This window comes from Sphaerisporangium aureirubrum, assembly GCF_042658925.1.
Lineage (GTDB): Bacteria > Actinomycetota > Actinomycetes > Streptosporangiales > Streptosporangiaceae > Sphaerisporangium > Sphaerisporangium aureirubrum.
In genome coordinates, this window is sequence record NZ_JBHSRF010000035.1 from 59,983 (window position 1) to 84,785 (window position 24,803).

Here is a 24,803-nt window from a genome sequence, read left to right on the forward strand (position 1 = left end):
TGACACGTAAGGAGTGCCCTTATTCATGCCTTCCGACGGTAAAGACGCCGACCCTGCCTCTGGTTTCCTGGAAAAGCCCCGCCGCGGCAGAGCCCGCTCGCTGCGGCGGCTCGCGCCCTACCTCCGTCCCTACGTCCCACGCCTGATCCTCATCTGGCTCGTCACCATGGCCGGTCTCGCCACCAGCGTCGCGATACCGCTGGTGGGCAAGGAGATCATCGACGGGCCGGTCGTGCACGGGGACGGCGACGCCCTCCTCGCGCTCGGGCTGCTCGCGCTGGCCCTCGGCGCCACCGAGGCGTTCCTGACCTTCGTGCGCCGCTGGTCGCAGACCAGGGCGGTGCTCGGGCTGGAGACGGCGATCCGCGACGATCTGTACCGGCATCTGCAGCGGCTGCCGATGAGCTTCCACGGTGACTGGCAGTCGGGGCAGCTGCTGTCCCGTGCGACGACCGACCTGTCCACCATCCGGAGGTTCTCGGGGTTCGGGCTGCTGTTCCTCGTCATGAACATCGTGCAGCTGATCGCGGTGACCGTGCTGCTGCTGCGGATGTACTGGCCGCTCGGGCTGCTCATCGTGGCGGCCGCGGTGCCCATCTTCGCCGTGTCGCTGCGGTTCGAGAAGAAGTACCGCCGCATCTCCCGCCAGGTGCAGGACATGCAGGGCGACATCGCCACCTACGTGGAGGAGGCGGCGCTCGGGATCCGCACCATCAAGGCGTTCGGCCGCAGGCCGCACGTGTTCGCCGAGTTCGACGACACCGCGCGCAAGATCTACGGCGTCTCGATGGACAAGGTGCGGCTGGCGTCCCGCTTCTTCACCTTCCTCGAGGTGATCCCGAACGTCACCCTGGCCCTGGTGCTCCTGCTCGGCGCCATGGCCGTCGGCGCGGGCACGTTGACGCTCGGCACCCTGGTGGCGTTCATCACGCTGATGCTCCAGCTCGTGTGGCCGATCGCGTCGCTCGGCTACATCCTGGCGATGGCGCAGGAGGCGATGACCTCCGCCGACCGGGTCATGGAGGTGCTCGACACCGAGCCGGACATCGTGGGCGGCACCGGCGTGATCGAGCGGCCGCGCGGGCACCTGCGGTTCGAGGGCGCCGGCTTCCGGTTCCCCGGCGCCGACCGGCCGGTGCTGCGGGACGTCTGGCTGGAGGTGCGGCCCGGCGAGACGGTCGCGATCGTCGGGGCCACCGGGTCGGGCAAGACGACGCTGACCGCGCTGGTGCCGAGGCTGGTCGACGTCACCGCGGGCCGCGTCACCATCGACGGGCGGGACATCCGCGACCTGACGCTGCCCGCGCTGCGCTCGATGGTCGCCACCGCCTTCGAGGAGCCGACGCTGTTCTCGATGAGCGTGCGGGAGAACCTCACCCTCGGCCGCGGCACGGTCACCGAGGAGGAACTGCGCGAGGCGCTGGAGACGGCCCAGGCCACCTTCGCCTACGACCTCCCGTGGGGCCTCGACACCCGGATCGGCGAGCAGGGCATGACGCTGTCCGGCGGCCAGCGGCAGCGGCTCGCCCTGGCCCGCGCGGTGCTCAGCAAGCCCAGGATCCTCGTGCTGGACGACACGCTCTCCGCCCTCGACGTCGAGACCGAGGCCCTGGTCGAGCAGGCGCTGCGCGGAGTGCTCGCCGACGCGACCGGCCTCATCGTGGCGCACCGCGCGTCCACCGTGCTGCTCGCCGACAAGGTCGCGCTGCTGCGCGACGGCACCGTCGCGCACCTAGGCGTGCACCAGGAGCTGCTGTCACGGGTCCCCGAGTACCGGGAACTGCTGGCCCAGGACGCCGACTTCGACCACGAGGAGGCGCTGCGATGACGAGCACGGCCCCCGAGGCGAAGGACCGCGCGACCGCCGAACCGGGGCGCTGGCGCGGCGTCGCCGCCGAGAAGCAGGACGAGCTGCCGGACAAGGTGTCGGAGCTGCTGCGGGAGCGGTCCCGGCGGCTGCTCGGCGACCTGCTGCGCCCGCACCGCCGGGCCATCACCCTGCTGATCGCGGTCATCGTGGTCTCGAACGCGGCCGGGCTCGCGATCCCGTACCTGGTGAAGGTCGGCATCGACTCCGGCATCCCGCCGATGATGCGGCACGAGGGCACCACGACGCTGTTCGCCGCCGTCGCGGCGATCCTGGCCGCGGCGCTGACCCAGGCGTTCACCCGCCAGGCGTTCCTCCAGATATCCGGACGGATCGGGCAGGACATCCTGCTGGAGATGCGGCGCCGCGTCTTCGACCACTTCCAGCGGCTGTCGCTGTCGTTCCACGAGCGGTACACCTCGGGGCGGGTCATCGCGCGGCTCACCTCCGACATCGACGCGATCGCCGAGATGCTTCAGTCGGGCTTCGACAGCATCGTCACCGCCGTCCTCACCATGGTCGGCACCGCGGTCCTGCTGCTCGTGCTCGACCTCCCGCTCGGCGCGGTCGCGCTGGTGCCCCTGCCGATCCTGTTGCTGTTCACCCGGTGGTTCCGCCGCCAGTCGAGCATCGCCTACCGCCGGTCCCGCGAGGCGGTGGCGCTGGTCATCGTGCACTTCGTGGAGTCGATGACCGGGATCAGGGCGGTCCAGGCGTTCCGCAGGGAGCCGCGCAACCAGGAGATCTTCCAGGAGCTCAACAACGACTACCGGGACGCCAGCGCGCGCAACATGCGCCTCGCCGCGGTGTTCATGCCGGGCATCAAGCTGATCGGCAACCTCACCGTCGCGGCCGTGCTGCTGTACGGCGGCTGGCTGGCGCTCCACCACGCGGTCACGGTGGGCGTGCTCGCCGCGTTCCTGCTGTACCTGCGGCAGTTCTACGAGCCGCTGCAGGAGATCTCCCAGTTCTACAACACGCTCCAGTCGGCCGGGGCGGCGCTGTCCAACCTCTCCGGCGTGCTGGAGGAGCGGCCCGCGGTGGCCGAGCCCGCCGACCCGGTGCCGCTCGCGCGCCCGCGTGGCGCGGTGCGGTTCGAGGGGGCCGAGTTCTCCTACCTCGACGGGGTGCCGGTCCTGCCCCGGCTGGACCTCGCGATACCCGCCGGGCAGATCGTCGCGCTGGTCGGCGCGACCGGCGCGGGCAAGACGACGGTGGCGAAGCTCATCGCGCGCTTCTACGACCCGACGGCGGGCCGCGTCCTGCTCGACGGCGTCGATCTGCGCGACCTCGACGAGGCCACGCTGCGCCGGGCCGTGGTGACGGTGACGCAGGAGAACTTCCTGTTCACCGGCACCGTGGCGGACAACATCAGGTTCGGCCGCCCGTCCGCCACCCCGGCCGAGATCGAGGAGGCGGCCCGCGCGATCGGCGCCCACGAGTTCATCGCCGGGCTGCCGGACGGGTACCGGACCCAGGTCGGCAAGCGCGGCGGGCGCATGTCGGCCGGGCAGCGGCAGCTCGTGGCGTTCGCGCGGGTCTTCCTCGCCGACCCGGCCCTGGTGATCCTCGACGAGGCCACGTCCAGCCTGGACGTCCCGAGCGAACGGCTCGTCCAGCGCGCCCTGCGGACCGTCCTCACCGGCCGCACCGCGCTGATCATCGCCCACCGCCTGTCCACCGTCGAGATCGCCGAACGGGTGCTCGTCATGGACTCCGGCCGCGTCGTCGAGGACGGCCCGCCGGAGCGCCTCATCACCGAGGCCGGCCACTACGCGGGCCTGCACCGCGCCTGGCTGGACAGCCTGTCGTAGGCGTCCGGCACACCCCGGGGGACGGTGTGGCGCCCTCCCCCGGGGTGTTGTGCGCTACGACGTGACGCGGAACGTCGCGTCCTGCCGCTCGGTGGCGCTGGAGGACGAGCTGAGCGGGTCGATGCGCAGCACGTAGTTGTAGTGCCGCAGGTAGCGGGTGGGGAAGTTGTAGGAGCGGAAGGAGGACCAGGACGAGTCGGCCAGCCCGGCGGTGCGGTAGAAGGTGGCGTCGGCGCGGAACGTCGCGGTGTTGTCGTTCTGCTCCAGGCGGATCGCGTAGTCCCAGTGGCGCAGGTAGTTGCCGGGGTAGTTCACCGACTCGAACGACACCCCGGCGGAGTCGGCGAGGCCGGCGACCATGCGCCACATCTGGTCCTGGTAGGGGTCGAAGGGGTACGGGTCGATCCGGCCGACGCGGTCGGCGTGCCGGACGAACCGGTCCGGGAGGTTGGAGGACTTCAGCCGCACCCAGTTCGGGGTGCCCCAGCGGGACGTCAGGGCGCTGTACTCCGCGTCGGAGATCCCGGTCATCGAGCCGTGCTTGGAGTTCAGCGGCGGGGTGTAGTCGCGCTGGTTGATCACCGACCAGGAACTGCCGGAGATGTTGGACGAGGACCAGGCGTAGTAGTCGTTGTTGACGGGGCTGTACGAATCGCCCCAGAGCCGCCACCCGCCCTCGTTGGTCCGCAGCAGCAGCGGCGCCTCGATGCCGTTCCCCTGCCTCAGCCCGCCGGTGTAGGTGGTGTAGCTGTTGGGGGCGCCCGTGGCGGACCGCGCGCCGTAGAGGTACCCGTCACCGAGGTTCTTGTAGTACATGTACGTGGTGGCACCGTCGACGACGATGTCGGCGTCGAGCACGCCGAAGCTCGGGCTGAAGTAGACCTGGGCGGCGGTCACGGTGCGGAAGTCGGTGGTGTAGTTCACCATGAACACGTCGCGGCCGTTGTTGGCGGAGTAGACGATGCCGTACTGCCCGCGGGAGGCGTCCCAGAAGGCCGTCGGGGCCCACGTGTGGGTGCTCATGGTGTGCATGCGGACGCGACGGTACCCGCTGAACGACGTGAGGTTGGTGGAGTCCCAGACGTGCAGGTACTGGCTGTAGTTGTTCCAGTCGGTGCCCTTGAGGTCGGTGGCGAGCACGACGAACGTGCCGTCCTGCTTGCGGAACACGAACGGGTCGCGCAGGCCCAGCTGACCGGCCGTCGGCGTGACCACCGGGTTGTTCTGGTTCAGCGGCGTCCAGTTCAGGCCGTCCCAGCTGACCGCGAGGTGCAGGCCGTAGTCGGCGGCCTGCATGCTCGGCGACTCGGTGAAGTAGGCCATCACGTAACCGGTGTTCGCGGCCGCCGCCGCGGCACGCGGGGGGCTCGCCACCCCCGTGGCGACGAGCGCGGCGGAGGCGAGCGCGCCCTGGGTGAACGCTCTGCGGCTGAGGGGCATGGGAGGCATGGGGCTGACCTTTCGCGAGATGGTTCGGCTTTCGCCGCTCAGACACGTTTCCGGCGCTGGTCGCCTCCGCCGTCGCAGGACCGGAGCTGACGAGGGAGGTGAGGCAGAGGGCACCGGCGGGGACGACGGCATGCCGCCGCCGGAAGGAGAGGACGTGGGTGAGCCGCGCGCGGCTCGACGCTCCGCCTGTCGCCGTACCGCGTCACGCGGTACGGCGATCCCCGCCGTTCACCACCGACTCCGGCAGGGGGGACGTCCCGGGGTCAGTGTGGAAACCCCGGCGAAACGTGTCAAGGCCGCGACCGGAGCGAACGGCCGCGGCGTGCCGTCACCGGTCCGGTGCCCGCGCCGATCACCCGGGTGGGGCGGCGGGGCCGCGCGGGTTCCGCCAGGTGAAAATTTCATCTCGCCGCATCGGGGCCGGCCTCGATCCGCGCACCCCAGACGTGCTCGGGCGCGCGGCGTCGTCGTGGCGGGAGGCGCCGGGCCGTTGACGAAAGCAGGCGGGTCGTATTGGCTCCGCCCACCACCGACTCCGGTCCCGCGACGGAAGGGGCGTTAGGAACGGGCGAATTATGTTAGCGCTCACACATTGAATACAGGCTGTTCCGGCGGCCTGGCTATCCTCTGCGTTGGATGGCGCTCACGATGACAGGTCGAACTAGGTCGACACGCACGGCGCCTTCGTGGCCGGGTCGCCTTCACCGGGCCGCCACACTCACGAGTTCGCGATCCGAACTCGGCTAGGCGGTGCCGTCCGAGCTCGCTTCGGGTTTCGTGTAGAGGACTTCGCGGACCTGCTCGGCGGCGCGGAGGATGCTCTCGCTGATGAAGTCGCTGAAGCGGGCGATGCTCTCCAGGCGGGCGGCGGCCGGGGAGCCGGGGCCGAGGACGCCGACGCCCTGCCGTGCGGTCTCGGCGACCTTGGCGATGCCCTGGGCGCTGGCGATCGTCGACTGGTACCAGACGTCGTTGTCGACGTAGTAACGCTCGCGGCGGCGTTCGTCGCGTTCCCGGCGGATGAGGCCCTGAGCTTCGAGGAACGTGATCGCCTTGGAGACGGACGCCGGGCTGACCTGGAGGTGCCGGACCAGCTCGGACGCGGTGAGGCTGCCCGCGTCGGCGACGAAGAGGCAGGTCAGCACCCGGGCCATCATCTTGGGCAGGCCCTGTTGCATCAGGAGGGTGGTGAACGCCTCCTCGTACTCACGCACGGCCTCGTCGTCGCGCCCGGGGCCCCGCGCCGGCGCCCCCTGCTCCCGGGGCGGGGCCTGCCTGCGCCGGTGGGCGCGGCGTTCGGTGGCGCGGTGGGCCAGGTCGGCGCGGTAGGCGGTGGGGCCGCCGTTGCGCATCACCTCACGCGTGATCGTCGAGGTGGGGCGGTCGAGACGCCGGGCGATCTCCGCGTAGGCGAGGCCGTCGGCCAGCCCCAGCGCGATCTGCTGACGTTGCTGATGGGTGAGTCTGCCTCCCGGCACAGCGATCTCCCTTCGTGCTTGCCGCCAGCGTAGCGTTCTCCTCCAGCCCAATGCAACGTGCGGGGCATCCGCCATTGCGTTAGATCCACATCCGTTGCAACGAAATCTTGGCTGTCACCTGTGGAGATGGCGATATAAAGCAACGAACTAGTTGCGGGATTCTTGAACGCAACGTAGCGTTTGCGGTGTCAGAAACAACGAGCTCACAAGGAGAGCACGATGCAGAAGTTCGACACCCCCGCCGCGATCTCCGCCGTCCTGGACATCCCCGCCGGGCGCATCCAGATCATCGCCGCCGACCGGGCCGACACCACCGTCGAGGTCCTGCCCGCCGACGCCGCCAAGGGCCGCGACGTGAAGGCGGCCGAGCAGACCAAGGTCGAGTTCGGCGACGGCGTCCTGCGGATCACGGCCCCGCCGGCGAAGAACCAGATCCTCGGCCAGACCGGATCCATCGAGGTGACGGTCCGGCTGCCCGCCGGTTCCCGTGTCGAGGCGAAGGCGGCCGCCGCCGAGTTCCGGGTCGTCGGACGGCTCGGCGAGGTCGCCTGCGAGGGCGCGCACGGCGTCGTCAAGATCGACGAGGCCGCGAGCGTGCGCCTGGCCGCCCACGCCGGTGACATCACGGTCGGCCGCCTCACCGGCCCCGCGGAGATCAGCAACCAGAAGGGTGACATCCACATCGCCGAGGCCACCTCCGGCACGGTCGTGCTGCGCACCCTGATGGGCGACGTGACGGTCTGCGCCGCCCCCGGAGTCTCCGCCTCCCTGGACGCCGGCACCGGTCTCGGCCGGATCCACAACACGCTGAAGAACACCGAGGGCGCCGCGGCCGGCCTGAACATCCACGCGACCACCCAGCACGGCGACATCACCGCCCGCAGCCTCTGAGAAACGACATCACGCCCGCAGCCCGCGAGAAGGAGTCATCCGGTGGACCACAACACAATGAAAAGCGCTTCCCCGGCGAAGTGGACCGGCATGGTGCCGGTCGACGACACGGCCCTGGCCGTCACCGACACCGGCGGCTCCGGTATCCCCGTGGTCTACCTCAACGGCCAGTTCGCCACCCAGGGGTACTGGCGGCGGGTCATCGCCGAGCTCGGGCCGGGGTGGCGGCACATCACCTACGACGAGCGGGCCCGCGGCAGATCGAAGCGTTCGGCGGACTATTCCTTCGAGGTGGCCGTCCGGGACGTCGACGCCGTCCTCGCGGCCAGGGGTGTGGACCGTGCGCTACTGGTGGGCTGGTCCTACGGAGCGCTCGTCGCGGCGCACTGGACCGGCCGGAACCCGGAGCGCACCCTGGGCGCGGTCCTGGTCGACGGCGCGTTCCCCTACGACTGGCTGGACGAGGCCATGGAGCAACGGATCCGGAAGCTGTTCCGCCGGTTGAGCTGGTTCCTGCCGCTGCTGCGCCCGACGGGCCTGGCCCCGCGGATGACCGCCGAGCAGCAGGCGGACAGCAACATCGAGGTCGGCGTGATCTCCCGCGAGCGCGAGCTGGCCCCCGTACTGGACGCCATCACCGTCCCGGCGCGGTACGTGGTCGCCTCGGGCACGTCCTTCGGAAGCCGCGGCGACGAGCAGGAGCGCATCCGCACCAGCCTCGACAAGGTGACGGCCCGCAACCCGAACATCGAGGTGAGCGCGAAGGTCGCGAGCAACCACGGCGCGATCTTGCGCAAGGACTTCCGCGCCGTCGCCGACGCCGCACGCGAGGTCGCCGCCCTCGACCGCGGGGGGCGCTGAAGACCAGACCGACGATCGACCCAGGCATCGGCCTTCGCGGGTGTCACGGTGAGAAGCTGTCTCCGGCCACGGGCCCGGAGGCAGCTTCTCCGCTGCCGGGAGGCGACCGTCCGCCGCGCACGGGACGGCGGGCGGCGGCACGGCACGGACGGGCCGGGAAATCAAGGGCCTCGTGGATCTAGCACAGGCGCGGTTCACACGGTAGAAACATTCCAACCCATCTTTCACGACCTGATCGAAGTTCGGGCGAGGTGGGAGAGCGCTCTCTCGGATCTGCCCTGCGGTGTCCGGCCGCACCCCTCCCCGAGCAGGCAGGTTGATGGCAACGGCCGATGGACCGGCGCGCGAGAGCGCTCACCCCCCCGGTCGGCGTGTTCCATCCCGACGCCCCGTGTCCAGCGAAAGGACGAACCACATGACGATCCAGCCTCCCGGCGACGGGGGTCTCGCGCGACGGCTCCGCCGCCCGCGTCTTGGCCGGGCGTTGACGCTCGGCATCGTGTTGATGAGCGCCGTCATGACGACCGGAACGACCGCCACGGCCGCCTCCTCCGGATCGGGGGGCTCCCACGGGTCCACGGATCTCGGCGGGAACGTGACCGTCTTCGATCCGGGCATGCCGGTCGGTGACATCCAGGCCGTCCTGGACGCCGCGCACGCCGCGCAGGTCGACAACGAGATGGGCACCACGCGCCACGCCTACCTCTTCAAGCCGGGCACGTACGGCACGGCGGAGCAGCCGCTGCAGATCAAGGTCGGGTACTACACCGAGATCGCCGGCCTCGGCGCCTCGCCTGCCGACGTGGTCATCAACGGCAAGGTCGAGGTCTACAACCGCTGCCTGGCGGACGGCGGCACCGGCAACTGCCTCGCGCTGGTGAACTTCTGGCGCACCCTGTCCAACCTGTCGATCAACATCAACGCGGCGGGGCAGGACGGCTGCCGGGGGTCGGCGAACTTCTGGGCCGTCTCCCAGGCCGTGTCCATGCGCCGCCTCAACGTCAGCGGCGGCACCCTGTCGCTGATGGACTACTGCACCGCCGGCCCGCAGTACGCCAGCGGCGGCTTCATCGCCGACTCCAGGCTGCCGGCCGTCACCAACGGCTCCCAGCAGCAGTGGCTGACCCGCAACAGCGAGATCGGCGGATGGTCCAACGCCGTGTGGAACCAGGTCTTCGCCGGCGTCGTCGGCGCCCCGGACGAAGCCGCGTTCCCCGACCCGCCCTACACCACCCTCGCCACCACACCGCTCAGCCGTGAGAAGCCGTACCTGTTCGTCGACGCGCGGGGCCGGTACAACGTGCGCGTGCCCTCCGCCCAGCGGAACACCAGTGGCATCACCTGGGCCAACGGCATGACGCCCGGCCGCACGGTGCCGATCTCCGACTTCTTCGTCGCCAAGCCGTCGGACTCGGTCCAGACCATCAACAGCCAGCTCGCGCGCGGCAAGAACCTGCTGCTCACGCCCGGCGTGTACGACGTGGCGCGCAGCATCGAGGTCAAGCGCGCAGGCACGGTCGTCCTCGGCCTCGGGCACGCCACGCTCACCGCCGTCAGAGGGGCCACTCCGCTGGACGTCGCCGACGTCTCCGGCGTCGTCGTCGCGGGTGTGACGATCGACGCCGGCCTGCAGAAGTCGCCGGTCCTGCTCCGGGTGGGCAAGAAGCACGACGGGCACGGGCACCGGACCTGGGCCACCGACCCGACGACCCTGTCCGACGTGTACTTCCGCGTCGGCGGCCCGCACGTCGGCAAGACCGACGTCGCGCTGGAGGTCAACAGCGACAACGTGCTCATCGACCACACGTGGGTGTGGCGCGCCGACCACGGCGTCGAGGGATTCACCGACACCGAGCGCTGGAACACCAACGTCGGCCGCAACGGCGCCGTCATCAACGGTGACCGCGTGACCGCGACCGGGCTGTTCGTCGAGCACTTCCAGCGCTACAACACCGTCTGGAACGGCGAGGACGGCACGACGATCCTGTACCAGAACGAACTGCCCTACGACCCGCCGACCCAGGCCGACTGGATGAACGGCACCGTCGAGGGCTGGGCGGGCTACAAGGTCGGCGACCGGGTGAAGAGGCACTCCCTCTACGGCGCCGGCGTCTACGTCTTCAACCAGAACAACCCGTCGATCCACACCGAGAACGGCTTCGAGGTGCCGCAGGCCCCCGGCGTCAAACTGCACCACATCATGACGGTCAACCTCAGCGCCGGCATCATCGACCACGTCGTCAACGGCCTGGGCGACCCGGCGGACACCACCAGGATCGGCGCCCCCGTCTACGTCACGGACTACCCGGCCCCCTGATCCCGCACCGGGGCGAGCGCCGGGCCGGAGTCCCCTTCCGGCCCGGCGTCTTCGTTCAGCGGCGTGGGGTGATCACGCGCAGGTCGGCCTCGATGCGCGCCGCGGTCGCCAGCAGCGGCGGGACCAGGTCCCGGCGCATCGCCTCGACGGTGTGGCGCGCCGCGTGGACGGGGATGTTCACGGCCGCGATCACGGAGCCGGTGCGGTCGCGGATGGGCGCCGCCACCGAGCGCAGGCCCTCCTCCAGTTCCTGGTCGACGATCGCGTATCCCTGGGCACGGGCGCGCCGCAGTTCCGCGCGCAGGGCCGGCCCCGAGGTGATGGTCCGCGAGGTGAGAGGTTCGAGGGCGACCTCGCCGAGGCGGTGGTCGAGCTCGTCGGCGGGCAGGTGGGCCAGGAGCACGCGGCCCATGGACGTGATGTACGCCGGGAACCGCGTGCCCACCATGATGGACACGCTCATGATGCGGCCGGCCGGCACCCGGGTCACGTAGACGATGTCGTCTCCGTCGAGCACCGACATGGACGCCGACTCCTTGACCTCGGTGACCAGGCGCTTCAGGTGCGGCTCGGCGATCTCGGGGAACGGCAGGCCGGAGAGGTAGGAGTAGCCGAGTTCGAGCACGCGCGGGCTGAGCCTGAACAGGCGGCCGTCGGTGTGCATGTAGCCCAGCTCGACCAGCGTGAGCAGGAAACGGCGGGCGGCGGCGCGGGTGAGGCCGGACCGGGCGGCCACTTCGCTGAGGGTGAGTTCGGCGTTGTCGGCGTCGAAGACGCGGATCACCGCGAGACCCCGCTCCAGGGACTGGACGAAGAACCTGTCGCGTCCCCCGTCGGCCATCGGTCCCTCCATGTTCCCCCAGTCGGCTTGCCAGCCTACTGGAGCACGAGCGGCACGATTGTTCGCCAGGCGCACGTTCGTGCGTCCTGCTCAGGAACCGATGAGCCCCTGTCGACGCCTCGTCCGGCCAGCTCTCTCGGGGTGAAATGCCGGTTTTTTGGCTATCTGTAACGACTTCGACATGTCGTTGACCCCCGAGAGGGCAAACCATATGTTCAACATGAGAAATCTTGTGCGTTCTGCGCACACGGTTGAATGGCGGCGGGGGCTTGGTCAGGGAGGATCTATGCGTCGTCTGCTCACCGGACTCGCCGTCGCCGCGGTACTCGTGGCCGCATCCACCGCCTGCGGGTCCCCGTCCCCGAACCCGCCGGCCGCGCCGGAAGGCGGCAAGCAGCCCGACAGCGTCAAGGTCGGGGTCATCCCGATCCTCGACGTCGCGCCCATCTATCTGGGCAAGGACAAGGGCTTCTTCAGCAGCAGAGGGATGGACCTCACGATGGAGAGCGGCCAGGGCGGCGCGGCGATCGTGCCCGGCGTGGTCAGCGGCCAGTTCCAGTTCGGGTTCAGCAACGTGACCTCGCTGATGGTGGCCCAGTCCAAGGGCGTGCCGATCAAGGGCGTGGCCAACGGCGTCGCCTCGACCGGCGTGGACGGCGAGGACTTCGGCGGCATCGTGGTGAAGGGCGACAGCCCGATCAGGTCGGCCAAGGACCTGGCCGGCAAGAAGGTCGCGGTGAACACCCTCAAGAACATCGGCGACACCTCGGTCCGCGCGTCGGTGCGCAAGGCCGGCGGCGATCCGGGCGCGGTGCGGTTCGTCGAGATCGCGTTCCCGCAGATGCCCGCCGCGCTGGACGCCGGGCAGGTCGACGCGGCGTGGGTGGTCGAGCCGTCCCTCACCGCGGTGAAGGCCAAGGGCGGCCGGGTCGTCGCGTCCAACTTCGTCGACACCGCGCCGGACCTGACCGTCGCGCTCTACTTCACCTCCGACAAGCTGCAGGCCGACAACCCGGACCTGGTCAAGCGGTTCCAGGAGGCGATGCGCGAGTCGCTCACCTACGCCGACGCCCACCCCGACGAGGTGCGCCAGATCCTCACCACGTACACGAAGATCGACGCCGCGAGCCTGCCCGGCCTGATCCTGCCGAAGTGGCCGGCCGAGCCCAACCGGGCCTCGCTGGAGGAACTGGCCAAGCTCAGCCGGCAGGACGGCCTCTTCGCGACGGCCCCCGATCTGGCCAAGCTCGTCCCGTGAGTGTGGACGACCAGGCACCCGGGGGCGGTCAGCCGGCCGCCCCCGCCCGCCGGGGCACCACGGCGTGGCTGGGCGTGGCCGGTCTGGCCACGCTTCTGGCGGCGCTGGAGATCGTGCCCCGCACCGGCCTGGTCTCACCCGACTTCTTCCCGCCGACCAGCCGGATCGCCCAGGCGCTCGCCACCGAGGTGACGGACCCCGCGTTCTGGGTCGCGCTGGCCGGCACGCTCAAGGGCTGGGCGCTCGGACTGCTGATCGCCACGTCCGCGGGGGTGGTGACCGGCGTGCTGATCGGCGCGGTCCCGGTGCTGCGCGAGCTCACCGCGTCCACCATCGAGTTCCTCCGCCCCATCCCGTCGGTCGCGCTGATCCCCCTCGCGGTCCTGCTGTTCGGCACGGACATCCGCTCCACGCTGCTGCTGGTGACCTACGCGGCGTTCTGGCAGGTGCTCCTGCAGGTCCTGTACGGAGTCCAGGACGTGGACCCGGTCGCCGAGGAGACGGCCCGCAGCTACGGGCTGCGCGCCCCGGCCAGGGTCCGGTACGTCCTGTGGCCGACCGCGCTGCCGTACGTGATGACCGGCGTGCGGCTGGCCGCGGCGGTCGCGCTGGTGCTGGCCATCACCGCGGAACTCGTCATCGGCGCCCCCGGGCTCGGCGCCCGCATCGCGGTGGCGCAGCAGTCCAACGCCGTCCCCGACATGTACGCGCTGGTGGCCGTCACCGGGCTGCTCGGCGTGCTGATCAACCTCGGCGCCCGCGCGGTGGAGCGCCGGACGCTGGCGTGGCACCAGTCGGTGCGCGGAGAGGTCGTGGCGTGATGCGCGTCGCCCGCCGTCTCCTCATGGCCCTCGCGCTGCCCGTCGTCCTCTTCGTCATCTGGTGGTTCGCCACCGCGAACAGCTCGAACTTCTACTTCCCCTCGCTGCGGACCATCCTGGGCGCGTTCGGCGAGGTGTGGACCGGCGAGCGGCTGACCGTCGACGTGCTGCCCAGCCTGCTGCGCCTGATCTGCGGTTACCTGGCCGCCGTGGTCGTCGCGGTGACCGCGGGCGTCGTCATCGGGTCCCACCGCCGGGTCCGCGCGTTCGCCGAGCCCGCGCTGGAGTTCGTGCGGGCGATCCCGCCGCCCGTCCTGGTGCCGGTCATCATGCTGTTCGCCGGGATCGGCGACGTGATGAAGATCGTGGTCATCGTCTTCGGCTGCGTCTGGCCGATCCTGCTGAACACCGTGGAGGGGGTACGCGCGGTCGACTCCGTCCTGCTGGACACCGCCCGCTCCTACGGCGTCCGCGGATCGGCCCGGCTGCGGCACCTGGTGCTGCGCGCGGCCAGCCCGCAGATCTTCACCGGCATGCGGCAGTCCCTGTCGCTCGGCATCATCCTGATGGTCATCAGCGAGATGTTCGCGGCCGGCAACGGGCTCGGCTTCACCATCGTCCAGTTCCAGCGCGGCTTCGCCATCCCCGAGATGTGGAGCGGCATCCTGCTGCTCGGCCTGCTCGGCTTCCTGCTGTCGCTGGTGTTCCGTGTCGTCGAGAACCGCGCGCTGAGCTGGTACCACGGCCTGCGCCGCTCGCAGCGGTCATGACCCGGGCCATGGTTCCTCGAAAGGAAACGCCCATGTTGGATGTGCGCGGGCTGAGGAAGGTCTACAGCGGCGGCGGGCGTCGGGTCGAGGCCGTGCGCGACCTCACCTTCACCCTCGGCGCCGGCGAACTCGTCTGCGTCGTGGGGCCCTCGGGGTGCGGCAAGACGACGCTGCTCAAGTGCGTCGCCGGCCTGCTCGCGCCGACCTCCGGCGAGGTGCTGCTGCACGGCAGGCAGGTCACCGCCCCGCCCCCGGCCATGGCCGTGGTCTTCCAGGAGTACGGCCGCAGCCTGTTCCCCTGGATGCGGGTCGGCGAGAACGTCGAGCTGCCGCTGCGGCAGAAGGGACTGCCGAGGGCACGCCGCCGCGAACTCGTCACCGACGCGCTCGCCGCGGTCGGGCTGTCCGACGCGGAGGCGGCGTACCCGTGGCAGCTGTCCGGCGGGATGCAGCAGCGGGTGGCCATCGCCCGCGCGGTCGCCTTCGAGCCCGAGGTGCTGCTCATGGACGAGCCCTTCGCCGCCGTCGACGCCCAGACCCGCGCCGACCTGGAGGACCTCGTCCGCGACCTGTGGCACAAGCTCGGCGTGACCATCCTTTTCGTCACCCACGACATCGACGAGGCCGTCTACCTCGGGCAGCGCGTCATCGTCCTGTCGTCCTCGCCCACCGTGGTGCGGGAGGAACTCACCGTCGACCTGCCCGATGCCCGCGACCAGCTGCACACCCGCGGCGACCCCCGGTTCACCGCGCTGCGCACCCACGTCCTGGAACAGGTGCGGGCCGCGAAGAAAGGCCTGCCCCTCCCCTCGCCGATCAGGGACGCGGGCACCTGACCGGCCCCGTCGCAGCCCGCCACACAGAGGTCACAGCGACCGGCACTGTTCGCACTCGGGACACTCGAGAAAGGAGTGACATGGGTTCGGCTTTCGTCTACGCCGCGGCGCGCACGCCGTTCGGCAGGTTCAACGGAGCGCTCGCCGGTGTCCGCCCGGACGACCTGGCGGCCGGCGCGTTGCGCGGCGTCCTCGCGAAGGTCCCCGCGCTGGATCCGGCGGAGATCGGCGACGTGGTGTGGGGCAACGCCAACGGCGCGGGCGAGGACAACCGCAACGTCGGCCGCATGGCGGTGCTGCTGGCCGGGCTGCCGGTCACCGTCCCCGCCACCACGGTGAACCGCTTGTGCGGTTCGAGCCTGGACGCGGCCATGATCGGCTCGCGTACCGTGGAGAGCGGTGACGCCGACGTCGTCGTGGCCGGCGGCGTGGAGTCGATGACCCGGGCGCCGTGGGTGTTGCCCAAGCCGTCACGGGCCTTCCCCGCCGGGGACACGACCGCCGTCTCCACCACGCTCGGCTGGCGCCTGGTGAACCCGCGGATGCCGAAGGAGTGGGCGATCTCCCTCGGCGAGGCAAGCGAGCGGCTCCAGGAGAAGTTCTCCGTCTCGCGGGAACGGCAGGACGCCTTCGCCGCGCGGTCGCACACGCTGGCCGCCACGGCCTGGGACGCCGGGTTCTACGACGACCTCGTCGTACCGGTCGAGGGTGCGGACCTCGCCCGCGACGAGGGCATCAGGCCCGGCACCACCCCGGAGATCCTCGCCGCGCTGAAGCCGGCCTTCCGCCCGGACGGCACCATCACCGCCGGCAACGCCTCGCCGCTGAACGACGGCGCCGCCGCGGTCGTGCTCGGCTCCGAGGCCGCCGCGGACCGCCTCGGCACCGGCCCGCTCGCCCGGATCGCGGGCCGCGGCGCCTCGGCGCTCGAACCCCGGATGTTCGGGTACGCCCCGGTCGAGGCCGCCGCCCAGGCGCTGCGGCGGGCGGGCATCGGCTGGGACGACGTCGGCGCGGTGGAGCTGAACGAGGCGTTCGCCGTCCAGTCGCTGGTGTGCCTGGACGCGTGGCGGATCGACCCCGGGATCGTCAACACCAGGGGCGGCGCCATCGCCATCGGCCATCCCCTCGGCGCCTCCGGCGGGCGCGTCCTCGGCACGCTCGCCCACGTGCTGCGCGAACGGCGGGAGCGGTGGGGCGTCGCGGCCGTCTGCATCGGCGTCGGCCAGGGCCTGGCCGTCGTCCTGGAGAACGTGAGCGCGCGATGACCCGCGTCTTGCGCGACACCGACGAGGCCGTGGCGGGGATCGAGGACGGCTCCACCGTCCTGATCGGCGGCTTCGGGATGGCCGGGATGCCGTCCACGCTCGTCGACGCGCTGATCCGGCAGGGCGCCACGGACCTGACCGTGGTCAGCAACAACGCGGGCAACGGCGACACCGGTCTGGCGGCGCTGCTCGCCGCCGGGCGGGTACGCAAGATGATCTGCTCCTTCCCCCGGCAGAGCGACTCCTGGGTCTTCGACGGCCTCTACCACGCGGGAAAGATCGAGCTGGAGGTCGTGCCGCAGGGCACCCTCGCCGAGCGCATGCGCGCGGCCGGCGCCGGGATCGGCGCCTTCTACTGCCCCACCGGGGTCGGCACGGCGCTGGCCGAGGGCAGGGAGACGCGCACCATCGACGGCCGCGACCACGTGCTGGAGTACCCCATCAAGGGCGACGTCGCCCTCATCGCCGCCCACGCCGGCGACCGGATGGGCAACCTCGTCTACCGCAAGACCGCCCGCAACTTCGGGCCCGTCATGGCGACCGCCGCGACGCTCACGATCGCGCAGGTGCGGCGGGTCGTCGAAGCCGGCGAGCTCGATCCCGAGGCCGTGGTCACGCCCTGCATCTACGTCGACCGGATCCTGGACCTGAGCGCCGTGGAGGCCACCCCATGACCGTCACCGGCCGCACCGTCGAACACCTCGGCCGCGGGCCGCTCGGCCCGGACGAGCTCGCCGCCCTCGTCGCCAGGGACATCCCGCCGGGCTCCTTCGTGAACCTCGGCATCGGCCGCCCGACGACGGTCGCCGACCACCTCCCGCCCGATTCCGGGATCGTCCTGCACACCGAGAACGGCATGCTCGGCATGGGCCCCGCCGCCCGGGGCGACGAGATCGACCACGACCTCGTCAACGCCGGCAAGATCCCCGTCACCGAGCTGCCGGGCGCGTCGTACTTCCACCAGGCCGACTCCTTCGCGATGATGCGCGGCGGCCACATCGACGTCTGCGTCCTCGGCGCCTACCAGGTCTCCGCGCGCGGCGACCTCGCCAACTGGCACACCGGCGCCCCCGGCGCCATCCCGGCGGTCGGCGGCGCCATGGACCTCGCGACGGGCGCCAAGGAGGTCTTCGTCATGATGACGCTGTTCACCAGGGACGGCGCCCCCAAGCTCGTCCCCGAGTGCACCTACCCGCTCACCGGCCTGGCCTGCGTGCGCCGCCTCTACACCGACCACGCGCTCTTCCACATCGGCCCGGACGGCGTGACGGTGACCGAGACCTTCGGCGTGACCGCACGTGAACTCGCGGACCGGCTGAAGGTCCCGGTGCTCGTCGGCCCATGACCCGGCGCCGGGCGCGAGCGTGATTCGCTCGCGTCCCGGCATCTCGCCGGACCATTAGGATCTGCGAGATGCGCCCAGATCGCACCCGCCGTGCCCCGTGGCGGTCCGGGCATGTCTGAGCCACCCGGGCCGTCCACCTCGTCCGGCAACGCGTCGGAGGGGCGATTCGTCATGTCCCGCCGGTACGCCGCGGGCACCGGCGGTGTGCGGGCGGTGGTGCTGGCCCGCGTCGCCGAGACCAACCGCGCCGGACGCCACCTGCTGCGCACCCGGCTGCGGTGGTCGGGCTTCGGCAACCCCGCGCCCGGCCGCGTCAGCGCGCAGGCGCGCTAGCCCGCGCCGCTCCCGGCAGGCGTCACCACGCCACGGAGGCGCCGAGCCCGTCGAGGGTGAGCTTGAGCTCCGGCGCGACCGTCCCGCCGAAGCCGGCCCGTGCCTCCGCCGCGCCGAGGGTCCCCACGGCCTCGCCGACGCGGGACCGGTAGTTGAGGAAGCTCACCACGCGCAGATCGGTCAGCACCAGCCAGGCGTACGCCTGGTCGGGGTGGGCGGGCGGGTTGCGGACCACGAGGCCGCTGCCGTTGAGCGGCCGGTAGGGGCCGGTCAGGGCGGGGGCGGCGAAGCCGTACAGGCCGGTGGGGGCGGAGCCGGGCGGGTGGAAGCCGTGACGCTGGGTCACGAAGAAGAGGTAGTACGTGGAGTCGTGGACCACGATGTGCGGGCGCTCGATCTCGTGGTTGACGCCGGTGGCCACCAGGAGCGGCGGGCACAGGGACCAGCCGCCGGGGCGGGCCTCGGCGAGGGCGACCGCGCCCTCGAACCGGTCGCGCCACGGGACGGACGCGGCGACCAGCAGGTACTCGCGCCCGTCGGCGGGGTCGCGGAACCAGCCGGGGTCGCGGAAGGCGCGGATCCGGCCGGGTCCCCCTTCGATCTCGTCGGCGGGCAGGTACATGTGGCCGTCCGAGCGCAGGACCTCGCGGTGTTCCACGTCCCGCTCCAGCGCGATCCGGCCGTCTCCGGTGAGCAGCCGCGGCCGGGCCTCGGCGACGCGCTGGAGGAACGTCGGACGCGCCTCCCCGCGCGTGCCCGCGACCGTGTAGAACACCGAGACCGTGCCGTCCGGCCTGCGCACCGCCGATCCGGACCACTCGCGGCTGCCCGCCGACGCGCCGTCGGCGAACACGTGCCCGAGGTCCTCCCATGCCTCGCCGCGGCGCGCGAGCAGCCGGAGGCGCGCGTGGTCGTGGCGGTCCTCGGGGTGCCCGTCGGCGGGCGCCGACAGCCCCATCCACAGCTCCCGGCCGAGCACCGTGGACGGCGAGCCGTCCTCCTCCTGCACCGGCCACAGGTCCCAGACGTCGTCATGGGGCAGCACGCGCGGCGCGGGCCAGCCGGTGACGACCGGCACCGTCGAAGCGGTGGTCTCACTGATCAGGTCGAGGTGCCGGCGCGTCCACCGCGCCGGCCGGATGTCGTTCACGCGGACTCCTTGGCGTCGCGCAGCGCGTCACGTGCGAGCTCGACCGCGCCGACGACCCCGGAGTGGTCGCCTAGGGACGGCGCGACGAGATACTCGTCCATCGCTCGCGGATCGGTGAGTGCCGGTACGGCCGGGTAGCCGGCGGCGAGGCCGGCCACGCGCGCCCGCACCAGCGCGATGAGAGGGGGGTGCTTGGCGACGCCGCCGCCGAGGACGACGCGCTCGGGTGACAGCGCGTAGGTCAGGTTGACGACGGCGAGGGCGAGGTAGCCCGCTTCGAGCTCCCAGGCCCGCGCGTCGTCCAGTTCCTCCGGCGGGCGTCCCCAGCGCCGCCGCATCGCCGCGCCGGACGCGAGCCCTTCGAGGCAGTCCCCGTGGAAGGGACAGCTCCCGGCGAACGGGTCGGCTTCGGCGTCGCGGGGGACGCGGATGTGCCCGAACTCGGGGTGGGAGAGGCCGTGCAGCGGCCGGCCGCGCACCACGACGCCCACGCCTATCCCGGTGCCGACGGTCATGTAGGCGAGCGTGCCGAGGCCGGCGCCGGCGCCCCGGCGCCACTCGCCGAGGGCGGCGGCGTTCACGTCCGTGTCCAGGCCGACCGGGACGTCCAGCGCCGCACGCAGCGGCGAGACGACGTCGGTGTACGCCCACCCCGGCTTGGGGGTGGTGGTGATGTGGCCGTACAGGGGGGAGTCCGGCCGCAGGTCGACCGGGCCGAAGGTCCCGACGCCGATCGCCGCGGGCGGCCCGTGCCGCCGGAAGAACCGCACCGCCGCGCCGACGGTGTCCGCCGGCGTCGTCGTGGGGATCACGCCGGTGGTCAGGAGCCGTCCTTCGGCGTCGGCGACCGCGCAGACCCACTTGGTGCCGCCCGCCTCGATCGCGCCGTACGTGGTGTCGCTCATCAGCCCTTCAGCGAACCTTGGAGCAGAGCCGTGACGAACCGGCGCTGGAAGAAGAGGAAGATCAGCAGGGTGGGGGTGAGGATCAGCAGCGATCCCGCGCACAACAGCGGGATGTCGGTCCCCCACTGTCCCTGGAAGGCGCCGAGGGCGCCGGACATGGTGCGGTTCAGCGGGTCGTCGACGAGGACGATCGCCAGCAGGAACTGGTTCCAGGTCCACAGGAACAGCAGGATGGCCAGGGACGAGATCGCCGGCATGGCCAGCGGCACGTGCACGCGCCAGAACAGCTGCCACACGTTCGCCCCGTCGATCCGCGCGCTCTCCGACAGCTCCTCGGGCATGTTCACGAAGTGGGCGCGCATCCAGAAGACCGAGAATGGCATGAACAACCCGATCAGCGGCAGGATGATCGCCCACCGGGTGTTCAGCAGGCCCATGTCGCGCACCTGGTAGTACAGCGGCGTGATGATGCCCTCGAACGGGAGCGTCAGGCCGAGCACGAACGCGAGGAACACCACGTGCCGCCCCGGCATCCGCAGATGGCCGATGGCGAAGCCCGCCATCGTGGCCAGCACGAGCGAGAGCGGGACCACGCCGAGCACGATGAGCGTGCTCGACTTCAGCAGCTCGCCCATGCGCGCCGCCTCGAACGCCGCGGCGAAGTTGCCCCAGTGCGGGTCGGCGGGCCAGTCCAGGCCGAGCGGGTAGGTGCCCGGCGGGTGCAGGGCCGTGACGAACAGGCTGACGAACGGCAGGAGGGTGATCGCCATCAGCAGGACGAGGAGCACCCTTCCTGTCCACGCCTCCCGGCGTGCTGTGATCATGAGGACCTGTCCCTGGTGAGCCACTGGATGGGAAGGGCGCAGGCGATGACGAGGACCATGAGCACCACGGCCAGCGCCGACGCCGTGCCCACCTGGCGTTCGGAGAAGGCCAGGTAGTAGATCTCCAGGCCGGGGACCATGGTCGTGTTGCCGGGGCCGCCCTGTGTCGAGATGTAGATGATGTCGAAGCTCGCGAGGGCCGCGATGACGGTGACGGTCACGCAGACGCCGATCTCCTGCCGCAGGCTGGGCACGGTGATCGAGACGAACTCACGCCACGGCCCGGCGCCGTCCAGCCGGGCGGCCTCGTACAGCGCCGGGTCGATCTTGCTCATGCCCGCGAGGAGCAGGAGCGTGCACAGGCCGAGCAGCACCCAGGCGCCGATCACGCCGACCGCAGGCAGGGCGGTCGAGAAGTCGCCCAGCCAGGCGCGGGTCACGTCGCCGAGGCCGATGAGCGAGAGCAGCTGGTTGACCAGCCCGGTGGAGGAGAGCAGCCAGCTCCAGGCGATGCCGGCCGCGACGAGCGGGATGACCTGCGGAAGGAAGATGACGGTCCTCGCCACGAGCGCGAGCCGGCTCGTGGCGATCCGCCGGATCGTCGAAGCGATCGCGAGGCCCAGCAGGACGGGGATCGCGCTGAAGAACACGATCAGCTTGACGGCGTTCAGGATGGAGTCGAACAGATCCGGGTCGGTGAAGACCTTCAGGTAGTTGCCGAGACCCGCCCACGCGGACGGCCCGATGCCGTCCCACGTGTACAGCGAGTACTGCAGCGTCAGGGCGATCGGACGCAGCACGAAGACCGCGTAGAAGGCGAGCGCGGGAAGGACGAACAGCCAGCCGATCCAGCTCCGGCCACGGAACCCCCCGCGCCGCAGGGGGTTCCGTGCCTTCGCCACGGCTGCCCGTCCGGGCCGACTCTCGGCGAGATCGACCGCTGTGTCGGGAGTCGGCCGTGTCATCGGTGCTCAGTTCCCCCCGACCTGGCTCTGGTAATCGCTCTGCACGGACTTCAGCAGCCCCTCGGGGGTCTGCTTGCCGGCGACCATCTTCTGCAGCTGAGGGGTCCAGCTCTTGGCGTAGATCGCGCCGGTCGCGTTGGCGATGAAGTCCATCGCGCCGTTGTCCTCACCGATCTTCGCGCCGGCCGCCAGCGTGCTCTCGGTGACCGTGCCCGGCGCCACCGCCGGCATGTACGCGTCGGCCGGGCCCATCGGGTGAGACCCGCCGATCTCGACGGCGATGTCCCGCGCCTTCTGGTCGGTCGCCACCCAGTTGAGGAAGTACGCCGCGCAGTCGGCGTTCTTCGCCCGCGAGCTGATGCCGAACGTCAGGGGGGCGGACATCGCGGCCAGCTTGCCGCCGTCCTGCGCGGACGGCATCAGGAAGAAGCCGGCGTCGCCCTTCATCTGCTTGTCGAGGTTGCCCGACTCCCAGTCGCCGTCGAACATGAACAGGCCCTGGCCGTCGATGAAGCGGCTCATCATCGTCGCGTAGTCGACGGCGTTGACGTCCTTCCAGAAGTACCCGGCCTTGATCCACTTTTCGAGGTGCTGCGCGGCCTGGAGGTTGGACGGCGTGTCGATCGTGGCGCCCGGCTTCTGGAAGATCCAGTCGTTGATCGGCGCGGCCGGGCCGTAGGCGGCCATGAGGTTCTGCAACGGGAACGCGAGCCCGCCGGTGGCCCCGCCGTTGAACTGGGCGATCGGCGCGATGCCGGCGGCCTTGGCCTTGGCGAGTGCGTCGTCGAGCTCCGCCAGGGTCGCCGGCGGGGCGGACAGCCCGATCTGGGCGGCGAGTTTCTTGTTGTAGAACACGCCGGTCATGCTGAAGTTGAGCCCCATCGCGTACAGCGAACCCTCGCCGCGCGTCTTGCCACCGGGGGCGAGGCGCATCTGCTGGAGCTGGGAGGCGGGCCACTGGTCCCACTTGAAGACCTTGGCGTAGTCGTCGAGGTTCTTCAGCAGGTTGTCCTTGACCAACTCGGAGACCTGCGGCAGCCGCATCAGGTCCGGCGGGTCGTCGGCGAGGACGCGCGGGGCGTTCTGCGTGATCACCGCGAACTGGTCCTCGCGGATGTCCCACTTCACGTTCTTGTGCTGTGCGGAGAACTCCGTGGTGAGGGCCTTCGTGATGGGGAAGCCGGTCTCGAAGTAGGCGTTGAGCGTGATCGGTGCCGTGCCGCAGGCCGGTGCCGTCGAGATGGGGGTGCCTGTGGCATCGGCCTGTGGGGCGTCGCCGCCGGGCGCGCCGCAGCCGGCGGCCAGCGCCCCTCCAATGACGACCGCAAGCGCAGCCCCATGCCAGCGGGGGCGAACTCGACGCGACATTTGCGTCTCCTCCGTTGATTGGGACCCTGCCGGCCAGGGGTCAGGTGTCCCGTACTCGGTTGCTAAATCGTATTAGCAATGCGATAGTCTCACCGTACGTCTCCGCCGATGTCAAGACCCTGTAACACGGACGAATGTTGGAGGTCCCCAGGTGAGCCCTCGACGGGTCACGCTGGCCGATGTCGCCAGGAGCGCCGGTGTGTCCCCGACCACCGCGTCGCTGGTGTTGTCGGGGCGCGGGCGGGAGATGCGCATCTCCCATGATGTCGAGCAGCGAGTCCTCAAAGCGGCGGACGAGTTACAGTACCGCCCCAATGCCGTGTCCGTGGGATTGCGTACGGGCACGACCAGGACGATCGGGTTCGTGTCCGACACCGTCGCGACCACGCGGCTCGCCGGTGACATGATCAAAGGAGCGCTCGAGGCGGCGCGGGACCGCGGCGTGATGTTGTTCATCGGTGAGACCGAGGGCGACGCCGAGCTGGAGCACCGCCTGCTGCAGGCCATGCACGACCGTCAGGTCGACGGCATCATCCTGGCCTCGATGTTCACCAGGACCATCAAGGTCCCCAAGGAGATCACGGCCGCCCCGGCCGTCCTGCTCAACGCGCTCCCCAAGCACCCGTCGCCGCTCTCGTCGGTCCTTCCCGACGAGGTCGAGGCGGGCCGCACCGCCGCCCGGGTGCTGCTGGACGCCGGTCACCGCGACGACATCTATCTGATCGGCGCCGGGCCGGGCATGCGCAACGTGCCCGCGGGCAGCGTCGCGGCCGTGGAACGGCTCGTCGGCATCCGAGAGGTGCTGGGCGAGGCGGGCGTCAAGATCGCGGGTGGCCGGGTGTGCCGCGACTGGCAGCCGGAGTACGGTCTCGACGCCACGCGCGCGATCCTTGCGAGCGGCCGCCCCCGTGCGCTGATCTGCTTCAACGACCGGATCGCCCTCGGCGCGTACCAGGCGCTCAGCGACCACGGCCTCAAGGTCCCGTCGGACGTCTCGGTGGTCTCGTTCGACGACCACCCTCTCGCCGCGTGGATGCGCCCCAAGCTCACGACGGTGGCCCTCCCGCACTACGACCTCGGCCGCAGGGCCGTCGACGTGCTGTTCGACGAGATAGGCCACCACCGTGACGGGACCGCCCGTACCGGCGAGGTGCACCGGGTTCCGATGCCGGTGCGCCACCGCGAGTCCGTCGCGTCACCCGGAGCCGTGTAGCGCGCGGCGGTCGCTCGCCGATCGGACGTCGCGGCGGGATGACCGCCGGCGAGCGGTCTCGACGGCCGGCGAGTTCGATCTCGCCGGCCGGGTGCCCGCGAGGGGCTTCCTCCGCCGCGACCTCCTCCGGGATCAGTACTGGCGGTTGGGGAGTGCTTCCTTGGCCTGGTCCTGGGTGAAGGTGGTCTCCTCGGTGACCACGCGCGCCGGGACCTCCTGGCCACCGACG

At 71.1% G+C, this 24,803-nt stretch carries 22 protein-coding genes; 14 read left to right on the forward strand and 8 right to left on the reverse strand.

Annotated elements, in window-relative coordinates; genetic code table 11:
- Positions 1-25 precede the first annotated feature (25 nt).
- Positions 26-1,828 (forward strand): ABC transporter ATP-binding protein, encoded by a 1,803-nt coding sequence (locus ACFP1K_RS22555; RefSeq protein WP_380756513.1) that lies wholly within the window; start codon positions 26-28, stop codon positions 1,826-1,828.
- Positions 1,825-3,681, forward strand: coding sequence for an ABC transporter ATP-binding protein (locus ACFP1K_RS22560; protein WP_380756515.1), 1,857 nt, complete (start codon positions 1,825-1,827; stop codon positions 3,679-3,681). The genes ACFP1K_RS22555 and ACFP1K_RS22560 overlap by 4 nt, the downstream gene beginning before the upstream one ends.
- Positions 3,682-3,735: 54 nt before the next feature.
- Here the strand turns inward: ACFP1K_RS22560 and ACFP1K_RS22565 are convergent, their stop codons facing one another.
- The gene (locus ACFP1K_RS22565; protein WP_380756517.1) at positions 3,736-5,130 is read right to left on the reverse strand and encodes a glycoside hydrolase family 43 protein; all 1,395 of its coding nucleotides are present in this window, start codon (positions 5,128-5,130) and stop codon (positions 3,736-3,738) included.
- Positions 5,131-5,873: 743 nt separating this feature from the next.
- Positions 5,874-6,608: a GbsR/MarR family transcriptional regulator gene (locus ACFP1K_RS22570; RefSeq protein WP_380756519.1), complete on the reverse strand. Its 735-nt coding sequence runs from the start codon at positions 6,606-6,608 to the stop codon at positions 5,874-5,876.
- A gap of 219 nt (positions 6,609-6,827) precedes the next feature.
- Here ACFP1K_RS22570 and ACFP1K_RS22575 point away from each other — a divergent pair, with 219 nt between their 5' ends.
- From ACFP1K_RS22575 to ACFP1K_RS22585, 3 genes are all read left to right on the forward strand, one after another.
- Complete coding sequence (locus tag ACFP1K_RS22575; RefSeq protein WP_380756521.1) at positions 6,828-7,499, forward strand: DUF4097 family beta strand repeat-containing protein; 672 nt, start codon at positions 6,828-6,830, stop codon at positions 7,497-7,499.
- Between the two features lie 57 nt (positions 7,500-7,556).
- On the forward strand, positions 7,557-8,360 hold the full coding sequence (locus ACFP1K_RS22580; protein WP_380756551.1) for an alpha/beta fold hydrolase: 804 nt from the start codon (positions 7,557-7,559) through the stop codon (positions 8,358-8,360).
- A gap of 415 nt (positions 8,361-8,775) precedes the next feature.
- Positions 8,776-10,677, forward strand: a complete 1,902-nt coding sequence (locus ACFP1K_RS22585) for an adenylyl cyclase (protein ID WP_380756523.1) — start codon at positions 8,776-8,778, stop codon at positions 10,675-10,677.
- 55 nt (positions 10,678-10,732) lie between these two features.
- On the opposite strand, the gene ACFP1K_RS22590 is transcribed toward ACFP1K_RS22585, so the two are convergent.
- On the reverse strand, positions 10,733-11,518 hold the full coding sequence (locus tag ACFP1K_RS22590) for an IclR family transcriptional regulator domain-containing protein (protein ID WP_380756525.1): 786 nt from the start codon (positions 11,516-11,518) through the stop codon (positions 10,733-10,735).
- 286 nt (positions 11,519-11,804) lie between these two features.
- Here ACFP1K_RS22590 and ACFP1K_RS22595 point away from each other — a divergent pair, with 286 nt between their 5' ends.
- The 8 genes from ACFP1K_RS22595 to ACFP1K_RS22630 all read left to right on the forward strand — a co-directional run bounded on the left by ACFP1K_RS22595 (position 11,805) and on the right by ACFP1K_RS22630 (position 18,149).
- On the forward strand, positions 11,805-12,776 hold the full coding sequence (locus ACFP1K_RS22595) for an ABC transporter substrate-binding protein (RefSeq protein ID WP_380756527.1): 972 nt from the start codon (positions 11,805-11,807) through the stop codon (positions 12,774-12,776).
- A gap of 2 nt (positions 12,777-12,778) precedes the next feature.
- On the forward strand, positions 12,779-13,597 hold the full coding sequence (locus ACFP1K_RS22600; protein WP_380756553.1) for an ABC transporter permease: 819 nt from the start codon (positions 12,779-12,781) through the stop codon (positions 13,595-13,597).
- Positions 13,597-14,367, forward strand: coding sequence for an ABC transporter permease (locus ACFP1K_RS22605; RefSeq protein ID WP_380756555.1), 771 nt, complete (start codon positions 13,597-13,599; stop codon positions 14,365-14,367). Before ACFP1K_RS22600 ends, ACFP1K_RS22605 begins: the two co-directional genes overlap by 1 nt.
- Before the next feature lie 32 nt (positions 14,368-14,399).
- Positions 14,400-15,203, forward strand: a complete 804-nt coding sequence (locus ACFP1K_RS22610; protein WP_380756529.1) for an ABC transporter ATP-binding protein — start codon at positions 14,400-14,402, stop codon at positions 15,201-15,203.
- Positions 15,204-15,283: 80 nt separating this feature from the next.
- On the forward strand, positions 15,284-16,471 hold the full coding sequence (locus ACFP1K_RS22615) for a thiolase family protein (protein WP_380756531.1): 1,188 nt from the start codon (positions 15,284-15,286) through the stop codon (positions 16,469-16,471).
- Complete coding sequence (locus ACFP1K_RS22620) at positions 16,468-17,145, forward strand: 3-oxoacid CoA-transferase subunit A (protein ID WP_380756533.1); 678 nt, start codon at positions 16,468-16,470, stop codon at positions 17,143-17,145. The genes ACFP1K_RS22615 and ACFP1K_RS22620 overlap by 4 nt, the downstream gene beginning before the upstream one ends.
- Complete coding sequence (locus ACFP1K_RS22625; protein WP_380756535.1) at positions 17,142-17,816, forward strand: 3-oxoacid CoA-transferase subunit B; 675 nt, start codon at positions 17,142-17,144, stop codon at positions 17,814-17,816. The genes ACFP1K_RS22620 and ACFP1K_RS22625 overlap by 4 nt, the downstream gene beginning before the upstream one ends.
- Before the next feature lie 111 nt (positions 17,817-17,927).
- Positions 17,928-18,149: a hypothetical protein gene (locus ACFP1K_RS22630; RefSeq protein WP_380756537.1), complete on the forward strand. Its 222-nt coding sequence runs from the start codon at positions 17,928-17,930 to the stop codon at positions 18,147-18,149.
- 22 nt (positions 18,150-18,171) lie between these two features.
- On the opposite strand, the gene ACFP1K_RS22635 is transcribed toward ACFP1K_RS22630, so the two are convergent.
- The 5 genes from ACFP1K_RS22635 to ACFP1K_RS22655 form a co-directional block, all read right to left on the reverse strand.
- Positions 18,172-19,299 carry a glycoside hydrolase family 68 protein gene (locus tag ACFP1K_RS22635; RefSeq protein ID WP_380756539.1) on the reverse strand — a complete coding sequence of 376 codons (1,128 nt, stop codon included), beginning with the start codon at positions 19,297-19,299 and terminating at the stop codon, positions 18,172-18,174.
- On the reverse strand, positions 19,296-20,204 hold the full coding sequence (locus tag ACFP1K_RS22640; RefSeq protein ID WP_380756541.1) for an ROK family protein: 909 nt from the start codon (positions 20,202-20,204) through the stop codon (positions 19,296-19,298). The genes ACFP1K_RS22635 and ACFP1K_RS22640 overlap by 4 nt, the downstream gene beginning before the upstream one ends.
- The gene (locus ACFP1K_RS22645) at positions 20,204-21,028 is read right to left on the reverse strand and encodes a carbohydrate ABC transporter permease (protein WP_380756543.1); all 825 of its coding nucleotides are present in this window, start codon (positions 21,026-21,028) and stop codon (positions 20,204-20,206) included. Before ACFP1K_RS22645 ends, ACFP1K_RS22640 begins: the two co-directional genes overlap by 1 nt.
- On the reverse strand, positions 21,025-21,930 hold the full coding sequence (locus ACFP1K_RS22650; protein ID WP_380756545.1) for a carbohydrate ABC transporter permease: 906 nt from the start codon (positions 21,928-21,930) through the stop codon (positions 21,025-21,027). Before ACFP1K_RS22650 ends, ACFP1K_RS22645 begins: the two co-directional genes overlap by 4 nt.
- A 69-nt stretch (positions 21,931-21,999) precedes the next feature.
- On the reverse strand, positions 22,000-23,361 hold the full coding sequence (locus ACFP1K_RS22655; protein WP_380756547.1) for an ABC transporter substrate-binding protein: 1,362 nt from the start codon (positions 23,359-23,361) through the stop codon (positions 22,000-22,002).
- Positions 23,362-23,512: 151 nt separating this feature from the next.
- Between ACFP1K_RS22655 and ACFP1K_RS22660 the strand changes: the two genes are divergently transcribed.
- Positions 23,513-24,574 carry a LacI family DNA-binding transcriptional regulator gene (locus ACFP1K_RS22660; protein ID WP_380756549.1) on the forward strand — a complete coding sequence of 354 codons (1,062 nt, stop codon included), beginning with the start codon at positions 23,513-23,515 and terminating at the stop codon, positions 24,572-24,574.
- Positions 24,575-24,803 lie beyond the last annotated feature (229 nt).